The organism is Sulfitobacter albidus, assembly GCF_018200035.1.
Lineage (GTDB): Bacteria > Pseudomonadota > Alphaproteobacteria > Rhodobacterales > Rhodobacteraceae > Sulfitobacter > Sulfitobacter albidus.
This window is the reverse complement of record NZ_CP073581.1, coordinates 2,080,836-2,093,461: the sequence shown is the minus strand read 5'-3', so window position 1 is coordinate 2,093,461 and position 12,626 is coordinate 2,080,836. Positions and strand designations below refer to the sequence as shown.

Here is a 12,626-nt window from a genome sequence, read left to right as displayed (position 1 = left end):
CGCGTTTCGTGCTAGTGCTGCGCAAAAGCAACAAAAGACGGATGTGGGGCAAATGATCAGGGTAATCGGAATTGATCCGGGCCTGCGGAATATGGGCTGGGGCGTCATTGACGTGGCAGGCAGCAAGCTGAGCCATGTGGCCAACGGGATTTGCCATTCCGAGGGGGGGCACGATCTGGCGGCGCGTCTGCTGGCGCTGCACGCCCAACTCACCCGCATTTTTGCGACCTACCGACCCGATGCGGCAGCGGTCGAGCATACGTTCGTGAACAAGGACGGGGCCGGCACGCTGAAGCTGGGTCAGGCGCGCGGCATCGCGCTGTTGGTGCCTGCGCAGGCGGGGCTGAGTGTCGGGGAATACGCACCCAACGCGGTCAAGAAAACCGTCGTGGGCGTGGGCCACGCCGACAAGGGGCAGATCGCCCATATGGTGCGGATGCAGCTGCCGGGGGTCGATATTGCGGGGCCGGATGCGGCGGACGCGCTGGCGGTGGCGATCTGTCACGCGCATCACGGGGCCGCGTCCAATCTGGCAGCGGCGGTCGCGAGGGCCTCGGCATGATCGGCAAGATCTCCGGCATTATCGACATGCGCGGCACCGATCACGTGCTGATCGACGTGCGCGGCGTGGGCTATCTGGTCTATTGCTCGGAGATGACGCTGGCGCGGCTGCCAGGCGTCGGCGAGGCGGTGGCGCTTTATACCGATTTGCTGGTGCAGGAGACGAACCTGCAATTGTTCGGTTTTTCGACGCTGGTGGAGAAGGAATGGCACCGGCTGCTGACCTCGGTGCAGGGGGTTGGGGCAAAGGCATCGCTGGCGATCCTCGGTACGCTGGGCCCCGACGGGGTCAGCCGGGCGATTGCGCTGGGCGACTGGAACGCGGTCAAGGCGGCGAGGGGCGTCGGCCCCAAGATCGCGCAGCGCGTGGTGCTCGATCTCAAGGACAAGGCGCCGTCACTGATGGCGATGGGCGGCAGCCCCGCGCAGGCCATGGGCACGGCGGAGGCCGAGGTGATCGAGGCGCCCGTGCGCGCCCCGGCGCCCGCCAGCGCGCAGGCGGAGGCGCTATCGGCGCTGGGCAATCTGGGCTATGGCCCGTCGGATGCCGCATCGGCGGTGGCCAAGGCCGCAGGCGCGGCGCCCGAGGCCGACACGCCCGCCCTCATCCGTGCTGCGTTGAAACTCCTGGCGCCCCCGCAGTAGGGTAGCGTTCAACCCTCTCAGCGAGGATCCCGATGGACAGCGACCCAACCCTGCGCCCCGAGCGTCAGCCCGAGGATATCGACCGCGCCCTGCGGCCCCAGATGCTCGACGAATTCGTCGGGCAGGCGGAAGCACGCGCGAACCTCAAGGTTTTCATCCAATCCGCGCGCCAGCGCGAAGAAGCGATGGATCACACCCTGTTCCACGGCCCGCCCGGTCTGGGCAAGACGACGCTGGCGCAGATCATGGCGCGCGAGCTGGGCGTGGGCTTTCGCATGACCTCCGGTCCGGTGCTGGCCAAGGCGGGTGATCTGGCCGCGATTCTCACCAATCTCGAAGCGCGCGACGTGCTGTTCATCGACGAGATTCACCGCCTCAATCCGGCGGTCGAAGAGGTTCTGTATCCCGCGCTGGAGGATTTCGAGCTGGATCTGGTGATCGGTGAGGGCCCCGCCGCGCGCACCGTGCGGATCGAGTTGCAGCCGTTCACACTGGTGGGCGCAACGACGCGCATGGGGCTGTTGACCACGCCGCTGCGCGACCGTTTCGGCATCCCCACGCGATTGCAATTCTATACCGAGGACGAGCTGTTCATCATCGTGGACCGCAACGCGCGCAAGCTGGGTGCGCCTGCGGATGAGGGCGGCGCGCGGGAAATCGCGCGTCGCGCGCGTGGCACCCCGCGCATCGCCGGACGCTTGCTGCGCCGCGTGGTGGATTTCGCCGTGGTCGAGGGCGATGGCCGCGTCACGCAGGAACTGGCCGACATGGCGCTCACCCGTCTGGGTGTGGATCGGCTGGGCCTCGACGGGGCCGACCGCCGCTATCTGAGCCTGATCGCCGAGAATTATCAGGGCGGTCCCGTAGGGATCGAGACAATGAGCGCGGCCCTTTCCGAAAGCCGCGACGCGCTTGAAGAGGTGATCGAGCCGTACCTGTTGCAGCAGGGCCTTATCCAGCGCACCCCGCGCGGGCGCATGCTGGCGCAAAAGGCGTGGACGCATCTGGGGCTGGCACCGCCCAAAAGCGCCGATCTGTTTGGATAATCCAAGGAAGGGACGCATGACCCCCGAAACCATCGAAACCCTGTTCACCCGCGGCGACGGCCAGTTCGTCTTTGCCCGCTGGGGCCGGCCCATCGCGCCGGTGGTCTTTGGCGTCGATGACGCCACGCTTGAGGTCGTCAAAGGCGCGCTTGAAGCCGTCACCGCACTTGCAGGCCACAAGATGGCCGAGACCGACCCCGAGCTTGGCTCGAACCTGATGATGTTCTTTTTCAACGACTGGGCAGAACTGCTGGACGTGCCCGGCATGGACCGTCTGGTGCCCGATCTTGCCCCGCTGGTCGAGCGGCTGACAGGGATCGAGGCGAACCAATACCGGTTTTTCCGATTTGACGCTACGGGCGGGATCAAGGCGTGTTTCGTGTTCCTGCGCATGGATAAACACCTCAGCGAAGTGCCCGCGCAGACACTGGCGTTGAGCCAGATCGTGCAATCCTACCTTCTGTGGTCCGACACCGCGTTTCAGGATCAATCGCCGCTGGCCGTCGCGGGCGACAAGACGATCCTGCGCCCCGATGTGGCGGGGCTGATCCGCGCGGCCTATGATCCTGTGCTGCCGGGCGCTGCCACCGACGTCAGCCACGCGCTGCGCCTTTTCGCGCGGATGCAGGCGCAGGAGAGCCCGTCGTGAGCCACACCAAGCGCATCCGCGTCTATTACGAAGATACCGACATGGCGGGGATCGTCTATTACGCCAACTATCTGCGCTATATCGAACGCGCGCGCAGCGATTGGGTGCGCGATGTGGGCATCGATCAGCTGGCGATGAAAGAGGCGGGCGTGGTGTTTGCCGTGCGCCGGGTCGAGGCCGATTATATCCAGCCCGCGCAGTTCGACGATATCTTGGAGGTCCGCACGACGCTTGAAGGTCTGTCGGGCGTGCGCATGACCATGGCGCAGGAAGTCTGGCGCGACGATACGCTGCTCTTTACCGCGCGGGTGCTGATCGTGTGCATCGGGGCAGGGGGCAAACCCGCCCGCCTTCCGGCAGAACTTCGCCGACTGGAGGGGTAGCACGGGCGCGCGCCAGCTTGCGCTCGCCTTTTGTGCCGCTCTGGTCTAGCATTGGCGCAACGGAGCCCCAAATCGGGCCCATCGAGGCAGTAGAGTAGAGCAAAACCCATGCAGACAGCATTGATCGCGGCCGAAGTCGGCGGCAACCTTACCGTTTGGGGCATGTTTGCCCAGGCGACGATCCTCGTGAAACTGGTGATGATCGGGCTGATCGTGGCCTCGTTCTGGTCCTGGTCGATCATCGTGCAGAAAATCATCCAATACCGCGCCGCCCGGCGCGAGGCCGCGGCCTTTGATCAGGCGTTCTGGTCGGGGGAGCCTCTGGATACGCTCTACGACGAAATCGGGCCGGAGCCGCAGGGCGCCGCGCAAAAGATCTTTGCCGCGGGCATGACCGAATGGCGCCGCTCGCACCGCGAGGATGGCGGCCTCATTCCAGGAGCCACGGCGCGCATCGACCGCTCGATGGATGTGGCCATCGCCAAGGAAGCCGAGCGCCTGCAAAAGGGTCTGTCGGTGCTGGCCACGACCGGATCCACCGCGCCCTTCGTTGGGCTGTTCGGGACGGTCTTCGGGATCATGAACGCCTTTGTCGAGATTGCCGAGCAGCAGAATACCAACCTCGCCGTCGTGGCACCCGGCATCGCCGAGGCGCTGCTGGCGACCGGTCTGGGCCTGATGGCCGCGATCCCGGCAGTGGTGTTCTACAACAAGCTCAACGCCGACAGCGATCGCATCCTTGGCGGCTATGAGGCCTTTGCCGACGAATTCGCCACCATCCTCAGCCGCCAGTTGGACAGCTGACATGGGCGCGGGTGTGATGCAGAAAAAGAGCGGCGGGCGCAGACGGCGGCGCGGCGGGGCGCAGCCGATGTCGGAAATCAACGTGACGCCCTTTGTGGATGTGATGCTGGTGCTATTGATTATCTTCATGGTCGCGGCCCCCCTGCTGACCGTGGGCGTGCCCGTTGAGTTGCCAAAAACGGCGGCACAGGCCCTGCCGACCGAGCAGGAAGAGCCGCTGACCGTGACGCTCACCGCCGAAGGATCGGTGCAGATCATGACGACCGAAACGGCCCGCGCAGACCTGCTGCCCAAACTGCGCGCCGTTGCGGCAGAGCGTGAGGGTGACCGGGTGTTCCTGCGCGCGGATGGCGCCGTGCCCTACGCGCAAGTGATGGAGATCATGGGCGCCCTCAACGCCGGCGGGTTTTCCAACATCGGCCTTGTGACCGACATCGGCGGGCCGACCCTGGACGGCAACGAGTAGCCAGATGTCGCGCGCGCGTCTCATTGGCAATTGGGTATCCGGGGTGGGGCATGTGGGCCTCATCGGCTGGATCCTTTTTGGCGGCTGGTTTTCCAACCGGCCCGAGCCGTTGGAGGTGCGCGAGGTCGCCGTGATTTCGGGCGCCGAGTTCGATGCGCTGACGGAGGCCGCCCGGCAGCCGCAGGAAATCGCCGAGACGCCCACACCCGCCGCCCCCGAGGTGACGCAGGACGCGCCCGAAGTCGATGTGGCCCCGGAAGAACCCGCCCCCGCGCCCCCTCCGCCGCCGGAAGATCCCGCGCCCGCGCCGGTTGAGGAGCCCGCGCCCGAAGTCTCAGACGCCGCACCCGTATTGCCGCAACCGCCCGCCGAGGTCACCGTGCAGGACGCGCCCGTCGACGACACGCCCGTCGAGCGGCCCAACGACGTCGTGCGCCCCGATCCCGCACCCGCGCCGGAGCCGGAGGTCGCTGAGGCGCCCGAGCCGCAGGAAGCCGCCGTGCCCGAAGAGACCGGCGAGACGGTGGAGGAGCCGCAGGAGGCCGCGCAGACCCCCGAGGCCTCTGACCGGATCGTGACGGAGGCACCCGCACCACCCGCCGCGGCCCCCACCGCCTCGATGCGCCCGCCCGCGCGTCGCCCCAGCGCGCCTGCCCCCCGGACCGCGGGCAACATCGAAACCTCCGCCCCGCAGGAGGACACCGTGGACGATGCCGCCGTGCAGGCCGCACTCGAGGCGGCCCTCAGCTCGGCCGCCGAGGACATTCCGACCGGGCCGCCCATGACCTCCGGCGAAAAGGACGATCTGCGCCTTGCGGTGCAGAATTGCTGGAACGTGGACACCGGCGCGCAATGGCCCGTGGTCACGGTGGCGATGTCGATGACGCAGGACGGCAAGGTCGTGCAAACGAGCCTGCGCATGATCGGCAGCGACGGGGGCGACCCGTCGCGCACCGATGCGGCCTTTGGCGCGGCGCGGCGTGCGATCCTGCTGTGCCAGCGCGGTGGCTTCCCGCTGCCACCCGAAAAATACGGTCAATGGAAAGAGATCGAGATGACGTTCGATCCCAATCGGATGCGGATCCAATGATCCCGGCGGCAATCCCTTGCCATAGGGCAAAAGCCCTGCCGCTTCCCATTGCGCGCGCGCGCCTGCACCGCGATAGTAACACGATGTTCAATCCCGAAAGGATGGGAGAGATATGAGACTTCTGACCCTGTGTCTGACGCTGACGGCGGCGCTGATGGCCGCACCGTTGGCCGCGCAAAACGGCCCGCTACAGATCACCATCGAGGAAGGGATCATCAAACCCTTGCCCTTCGCCGTGCCCGATTTTCAGGCCGAAACCGGCGAGGCCGGGCAGCTGGCGCGTGACCTGGCGCGCGTGGTCGCCGCCGATCTGTCCGGCACCGGCATCTTCCGCGAAATCCCGTCGGATGCCTTTATCTCCGAGTACGCTGATTTCAACGCACCGATCCAATACGCCGATTGGAAGGCCGTGAATGCCGAGGCGCTGGTCACCGGCGCGGTCGCCGTGTCGGGCAATAACGTGAATGTGAAATTCCGCGTCTACGATGTGGTGTCGGGCACCACGCTGGGCGAGGGGCTGCAATTTTCCGGCACCACCGACGGCTGGCGCCGCATGGCCCACAAGGTCGCCGATGAAGTCTATACCCGCATCACCGGCGAGGGCGGCTATTTCGACAGCCGCGTGGTGTTCGTGTCGGAAACCGGCCCCAAGGACGACCGCAAGAAACGCCTTGCGATCATGGATTACGACGGCGCCAACGTGCGCTATCTGACCGACAGCAGCGCCATCGTGCTTGCCCCGCGTTTTTCGCCCACCGGGGACCGCGTGCTCTATACCAGTTACGAGACAGGGTTCCCGCGTATCTACGTGCTCAACGTCGGCTCGGTCGAGCGCCGGGTGCTGGAAAGCGCCGAGGGCACCATGAGCTTTGCGCCGCGCTTCTCGCCCTCGGGGCAGACGGTGGTGTTTTCGATCAGCCAGGGCGGCAATACCGACATCTACACGATGGACATCAATTCGGGCCAATCCGTGCGTCTGACCAACACGCCCGCGATTGAGACCGCCCCCAGCTACAGCCCCGACGGCAGCCAGATCGTTTTCGAGAGCGACCGCTCCGGCTCGCCGCAGATCTACGTCATGCCCGCCACAGGGGGCGAGGCGCGGCGGATCTCCTTCGGCGAGGGGCGGTACGGCACGCCGGTGTGGTCACCCCGCGGGGATCTCATTGCCTTTACCAAGCAGAACGCGGGACGCTTTCACATCGGCGTGATGCGCACCGACGGCTCCGAGGAGCGGTTGCTGACGGCGTCGTTCCTGGATGAGGGCCCGACCTGGGCGCCCAATGGCCGCGTCATCATGTTCACCCGCGAAACCCAAGGCGAGGGGGGGCGGTCATCGCTTTATAGCGTCGACATCACCGGCCGCGTGCTGCGCCCGGTCAACACGCCCGAAGGCGGATCGGACCCAAGCTGGTCACCGCTGCAGAAATGACGCTGACGCGCGCCCACTTCCCCACGGGCGCGCGGCTGTGATACAGATCAGGCAACAACAAGAATACTCCTCACCCATCGAGAAGGGCAGACAATGAAACTCATCCCCATCACGCTTCTGGTCGCTGCCGTCGCGCTGAGCGCCTGCACCAATCCCGACCGCTTCGGCGGCGACGACGGGCTGGCCGGTAGCGGCAATCCCACGGGCGGCCAGCCGCTGAACGGTGTGGTGCCGGGCAGCGCCAATGACCCAACCTCCACCGCCTATTTCAACCAGACCGTCGGCGACCGTGTGCTGTTCGAGGTCGATCAATCCAATCTGACCGCCACAGGCCGCGCCACGCTGGACGGGCAGGCGGGCTGGCTCATGACGAACACTGACTACACCGCCGTGATCGAGGGTCATGCGGATGAGCAGGGCACACGGGAATACAACCTCGCGCTGGGCGCGCGCCGGGCCAATGCCGCGCGCGAATATTTGATCGGGCAGGGCGTGCCCGCAAGCCGTCTGCGCGTTGTCAGTTACGGCAAGGAACGCCCGATCGAAATCTGCTCGAACGAGGCGTGTTACGCCAAGAACCGCCGCGCCGTGACGGTGCTGGCCGGTGGCGGCGTCAGCTAAAGGAGGATGCGGATGCGTTTCGCCCTGATCTTTGCGGTTGTGCTGGGGGCGGTGCCGATGGGCGCCGCCGCACAGGATGCGCAAACCCTCGCCGATATCCGGCAGGAGCTGGTTACGCTCAACACCGAAATGGCCAAGCTGCGGCGCGAGCTGAGCACCACCGGCACCGCCGGGCAGGGGGCGCAGCTGGCGGCGGGGTCGGTCCTTGACCGTGTCTCCGCGATGGAGAGCGAGCTGCAACGCGTCACCGCCAAGACCGAAGAGCTGGAATTCCGCATCAACCGCATTGTCGACGACGGCACCCGCCGCATCGCCGATCTGGAATTCCGTCTGGTCGAGCTTGAGGGCGGGGACATCTCCACCCTTGGCGAAACCTCGACCCTTGGCGGTAACGATCAGGCCACGGCCCCCGCGCCCGCCCCAACCCCTGCGCCGGGCACCGGCGGTCAGCAACTCGCCGTCGGAGAGAATGACGACTTTCAGCGGGCGCAGGAGGCGCTCGCATCCGGTGACTTTCGCAGCGCCGCCGCGCAGTTTGAGACCTTCAATCAGACCTATCCGGGCTCTCCGCTAGCTGCCGACGTCGATCTGCGGCGCGGCGACGCGCTGGAAGGCATGGGCGACACCCGCGAGGCCGCGCGCGCCTATCTTGCCAGCTTTGGCGCCGCACCCGTTGGCCCCAACGCCGCCGAGGCGCTGTTCAAACTGGGCCGCGCGCTAGGCGCGCTGGGCCAGACATCGGAGGCGTGCGTGACGCTCAGCGAGGTTGGCGTACGCTTTGCGGGCAGTGAATACGTGGCGCAGGCGGAAGCCCAACGCCAAGGTCTGGGCTGTTCGTGATCCCATGCGCCCCCCGCTGAGGGAGGCTGTGGCGAGGGCGCTCGGCGATCCTGCGCCGCGTGTGCTGGGTGTGGCGGTCTCGGGGGGCGGTGATTCCGTCGCGTTGCTGAGCTTGCTTCGGGACATGCCGGATCTCTGCCTGCATGTGGCCACCGTCGATCATGGTTTGCGCGCCCAATCGCGACAGGAGGCCGCTGCAGTGGCAAAGCTCTGCGCCGATTGGGATCTACCGCACACGACGCTGCGCTGGACCGGATGGGACGGTGCGGGCAATCTTCAGGATGCCGCGCGCCGCGCGCGCTACGCGTTGCTCGCCGAATGGGCGCAGGGCCGGGGGATCGAGGCGGTAGCACTGGGCCACACACAGGACGATCAGGCCGAGACCGTGCTGATGCAACTGGCCCGGCACGCCGGCGCCGACGGGCTGAGCGGCATGGGGCGGGAGACAGACAAACACGGCGTGCGTTTCCTGCGCCCCTGTCTTGAATTACGCCGCGCCGATCTGCGTCGACATCTCGGGGAGCATGGCATCGGCTGGGCCGAGGATCCGAGCAATGACAACCCGGAGTTTGCCCGCATCCGCATGCGACAGGCGTTGCCCGCGCTTGCCGATGCGGGGCTGGACGCAGCGGCATTGGCGGGGCTTGCCACGCGCATGCAAGGCGTGTGCGCCGCGCTCGACTACACGCTTGCCGACGCGCTGGAGGGGCGGGTTGAAACGCTGGCGGGCGCGTTGTGCATCCCGACCGTTGCGGTCGCCGCGCTGCCCGACGCGCTTGCGCACAGGTTCTGGCGCCGGGCAATCCGCTGGGTCAGCGGCGGCGCTTACGGCGTGCGTCAGGCGCCGCTGGAACGCTTTGCCGCCACAGCGCGCGCCGGGGGCAAGACGACGCTGGGCGGCTGCGTCGTCGAAAGCGTCGCGCAAAATCTGTGGCTCTACCGGGAGGCGGCTGCCGTGACAGATCACCGCGCCGAGGCAACCGGCGTCTGGGACGGATGCTGGCACCTTGACGGCACCGCCCCTGCGGGATCCTATATTGCCGCGATGGGATTTAATGGTCTGAAAAAAATACACAATTACCGTGATTTTGGCCTGCCGCGGGACATGTGCGCAGGCCTCCCTGCGCTCTGGCACGAGGGGGAGGCACTGCACGTGCCCGTGCTTTATGCCGCGTCCCAAAGCACCGCGCGGCTGATCCGCAGGCCGGGCATCTTCAAACTGACCGGATTATGACATTGAACTGACCGGTGTGGTGTCTATCTTGTAGCTTAACGCGGGCAGGTGCCAGCCACCGCCCCTCATGCAGTCAGGAGTGCTTCCTTGGGCAATTTTCGTAACCTCGCTTTCTGGGCCGTTCTGCTGGTCCTTGTTTTCTCGTTGTTCAATCTGTTCAACGGCGGACCGAGCGGGATGCAGAACCGTGAAATCAGCTATTCCGATTTTGTCAGCGCCGTCGAAGGCGGCAACGTCAGCAACGTCACCCTCGACGGAGAGCAGGTGCGCTTTCGCCAGTCGGACGGTCAGGATTACGTCACCATCCTGCCCACGGACGCCGAGATCACCTCGCTGCTGATCGACAACAACATCCCCGTGCGCGCCGAAAGCCAGCAGGAAAGCGGGCTGCAGACGTTCCTCGTGTCGCTGTTGCCGATCCTGCTGCTGATCGGTGTCTGGATCTACTTTATGAACCGGATGCAGGGCGGCGGTAAGGGCGGGGCCATGGGGTTCGGCAAATCCAAGGCCAAGATGCTGACCGAAAAGCACGGGCGTGTGACGTTTGACGACGTGGCGGGTATCGACGAGGCCAAGGAAGAGCTCGAAGAAATCGTGGAATTCCTGCGCAACCCGCAGAAGTTCTCGCGCCTTGGCGGCAAGATCCCCAAGGGCGCGCTGCTCGAAGGCCCTCCGGGCACCGGTAAGACGCTTCTGGCGCGCGCCATCGCAGGCGAGGCCGGCGTGCCTTTCTTCACCATATCCGGCTCCGACTTTGTCGAGATGTTTGTGGGCGTGGGTGCCAGCCGCGTGCGCGATATGTTCGAGCAGGCCAAGAAAAACGCGCCCTGCATCGTGTTCATCGACGAAATCGACGCCGTCGGTCGCCACCGTGGCGCGGGCTATGGCGGGGGCAACGACGAGCGTGAGCAGACGCTGAACCAGCTGCTGGTCGAGATGGACGGTTTTGAAGCCAACGAAGGCGTCATCATCATCGCCGCGACCAACCGCAAGGATGTGCTGGATCCCGCACTGCTGCGCCCCGGTCGTTTCGACCGTCAGGTCACCGTCGGCAACCCGGATATCAAGGGCCGCGAAAAGATCCTGGGCGTGCACGCGCGCAAGACGCCGCTGGGGCCCGACGTTGATCTGCGCATCATCGCGCGCGGCACACCCGGCTTTTCCGGTGCGGATCTGGCGAACCTCGTGAACGAGGCGGCGCTGACCGCCGCACGCGTGGGCCGCCGCTTTGTCGCGATGATGGATTTCGAATCGGCCAAGGACAAGATCATGATGGGCGCGGAGCGCCGGTCGATGGTTCTCACACAGGACCAGAAGGAAAAGACCGCTTATCACGAGGCCGGCCACGCCATTGTCGGCATCAAACTGCCAAAATGCGATCCGGTCTACAAGGCCACGATCATTCCGCGCGGTGGCGCGCTGGGGATGGTGATGAGCCTGCCCGAGATGGACAAGCTGCAGATGTTCAAGGATGAGGCCGAGCAGAAGATCGCCATGACCATGGCGGGTAAGGCGGCCGAAATCTTCAAGTATGGGGCCGAAACCGTATCGTCCGGCCCGATGGGTGACATCATGCAGGCCAGCCAACTGGCGCGCGGCATGGTGATGCGCATGGGCATGTCGGACAAGGTCGGCAATATCGACTATTCCGAGGCCGCCGCCGGCTATCAGGCGAACGGCGGGGCGGGGGGCTTTTCGGTCTCTGCCGCGACCAAGGAACTGATCGAGAGCGAGGTCAAACGCATCATCGACGAAGGCTACGACCGTGCCTACAAGCTGATCGAAGAGCATGAGGAAGAGTTCGAACGTCTGGCGCAGGGTCTGCTGGAATACGAAACACTGACCGGCGAAGAGATCCAGCGCGTCATTGCGGGCAAGCCGCCACAGGCACCCGAGGATGAGGACGACACGCCCGACAGCGGCTCCGCCCCCTCCATTACGGCGATCCCGAAGGCGAAGGGCAAGAAATCTCCGCCCTCCGGTGGAATGGAGCCTGAACCCTCCGTGTGATGAAACGCACCCCGAAAGATCATCGGCCCCGCCTCACGCGGGGCCTTTTCTTTTGCGCGCGCCGCTCGCACAGTCGCCGGGCAAGGAGACCCGGAAAATGCCCGCACTTATCCCCACAGACTATACCGCAACCGTCACCTGGCTGGGCGTCGTGCCCGACCGTGCCAAAGGGTTGCAGGCGCAGGCTCGCGACCACCTGACGCTTGGTTTTGCCGGGCCTGAGGGGGAGACCCACGCGGGGCTCACCCGGCCGTCGTGCAGCCGCGTGACCTCGCAGCACCCGCGCGGGACCGAGATCGCCAATACCCGCCAGCTCTGCGTAATGAGCGCCGAAGAACTGGACGCGGTGGCGCGGGCAATGGGGATCGAGACCCTTGATCCGCGGTTCGTCGGCGCAAGCGTTGTGCTGAGCGGTTTGCCCGATTTCACCCATATCCCCCCTCGTCGCGCCTGCAGGGGCCGGATGGTGCCACCATCGTCGTCGATATGGAGAATCGCCCGTGCCAGCTGCCCGCCCGCGAGATCGAGGCCGAGATGCCGGGGCTCGGAAAAGGCTATAAGGCGGCATCGAAGGATCGGCGCGGCGTGACGGCCTGGGTCGAGCGGCCCGGAACGCTTAATGTCGGTGACACGCTGCGCCTGCACGTGCCGGATCAACGCGGCTGGCAACCGGCCCTGCCGCTTTAGCGTCATTCCCGCAGACCGGCGGCAGCATAACGCGGCGTAATCACTGCAATCCGCCAGCCCTGTGAGCGCCGACGGTTTCCAAAAAGAAACCTCAACGGTGCCGCGCGCCGCAAGCTGGTTGGAAAATGTCGGAAAACGTCCCTTTGCGACTGGCATGC

At 65.8% G+C, this 12,626-nt stretch carries 13 protein-coding genes and 1 pseudogene; all 14 read left to right on the top strand.

The genetic code is table 11. The annotated features are described in order from the left end of the window. The first annotated feature begins 55 nt into the window (after positions 1–55). The gene (ruvC, locus tag KDD17_RS10065) at positions 56–562 is read left to right on the top strand and encodes a crossover junction endodeoxyribonuclease RuvC (protein WP_212706205.1); all 507 of its coding nucleotides are present in this window, start codon (positions 56–58) and stop codon (positions 560–562) included. Then, positions 559–1,206, top strand: coding sequence for a Holliday junction branch migration protein RuvA (gene ruvA / locus KDD17_RS10060; protein ID WP_212703544.1), 648 nt, complete (start codon positions 559–561; stop codon positions 1,204–1,206). The genes ruvC and ruvA overlap by 4 nt, the downstream gene beginning before the upstream one ends. Before the next feature lie 32 nt (positions 1,207–1,238). Beyond that, a complete protein-coding gene (gene ruvB, locus KDD17_RS10055) occupies positions 1,239–2,252 on the top strand; it encodes a Holliday junction branch migration DNA helicase RuvB (RefSeq protein ID WP_212703543.1) in 1,014 nt (337 codons plus the stop codon). 16 nt (positions 2,253–2,268) lie between these two features. Continuing rightward, on the top strand, positions 2,269–2,901 hold the full coding sequence (locus KDD17_RS10050; RefSeq protein ID WP_212703542.1) for a hypothetical protein: 633 nt from the start codon (positions 2,269–2,271) through the stop codon (positions 2,899–2,901). Beyond that, positions 2,898–3,284 carry a tol-pal system-associated acyl-CoA thioesterase gene (ybgC, locus tag KDD17_RS10045; RefSeq protein ID WP_212703541.1) on the top strand — a complete coding sequence of 129 codons (387 nt, stop codon included), beginning with the start codon at positions 2,898–2,900 and terminating at the stop codon, positions 3,282–3,284. The genes KDD17_RS10050 and ybgC overlap by 4 nt, the downstream gene beginning before the upstream one ends. A gap of 108 nt (positions 3,285–3,392) precedes the next feature. Continuing rightward, entirely contained in the window at positions 3,393–4,088 is a 696-nt protein-coding gene (gene tolQ, locus KDD17_RS10040; protein WP_212703540.1) for a protein TolQ, read from the top strand. A gap of 1 nt (position 4,089) precedes the next feature. Continuing rightward, complete coding sequence (gene tolR, locus KDD17_RS10035) at positions 4,090–4,554, top strand: protein TolR (RefSeq protein WP_212703539.1); 465 nt, start codon at positions 4,090–4,092, stop codon at positions 4,552–4,554. Between the two features lie 4 nt (positions 4,555–4,558). Beyond that, on the top strand, positions 4,559–5,644 hold the full coding sequence (locus tag KDD17_RS10030) for a cell envelope integrity TolA family protein (protein ID WP_254796768.1): 1,086 nt from the start codon (positions 4,559–4,561) through the stop codon (positions 5,642–5,644). Positions 5,645–5,756: 112 nt separating this feature from the next. Then, a complete protein-coding gene (gene tolB / locus KDD17_RS10025; RefSeq protein WP_212703538.1) occupies positions 5,757–7,076 on the top strand; it encodes a Tol-Pal system beta propeller repeat protein TolB in 1,320 nt (439 codons plus the stop codon). Positions 7,077–7,169: 93 nt separating this feature from the next. Then, complete coding sequence (gene pal / locus KDD17_RS10020) at positions 7,170–7,697, top strand: peptidoglycan-associated lipoprotein Pal (RefSeq protein ID WP_212703537.1); 528 nt, start codon at positions 7,170–7,172, stop codon at positions 7,695–7,697. A gap of 12 nt (positions 7,698–7,709) precedes the next feature. Further along, a complete protein-coding gene (locus tag KDD17_RS10015; RefSeq protein WP_212703536.1) occupies positions 7,710–8,537 on the top strand; it encodes a tetratricopeptide repeat protein in 828 nt (275 codons plus the stop codon). A 4-nt stretch (positions 8,538–8,541) separates the two neighbouring features. Further along, the gene (gene tilS / locus KDD17_RS10010; protein WP_212703535.1) at positions 8,542–9,771 is read left to right on the top strand and encodes a tRNA lysidine(34) synthetase TilS; all 1,230 of its coding nucleotides are present in this window, start codon (positions 8,542–8,544) and stop codon (positions 9,769–9,771) included. A gap of 87 nt (positions 9,772–9,858) precedes the next feature. Next, a complete protein-coding gene (gene ftsH, locus KDD17_RS10005) occupies positions 9,859–11,781 on the top strand; it encodes an ATP-dependent zinc metalloprotease FtsH (RefSeq protein WP_212703534.1) in 1,923 nt (640 codons plus the stop codon). A gap of 97 nt (positions 11,782–11,878) precedes the next feature. Beyond that, positions 11,879–12,468 (top strand): annotated as a pseudogene (locus KDD17_RS10000) (MOSC domain-containing protein). Positions 12,469–12,626: the final 158 nt, after the last annotated feature.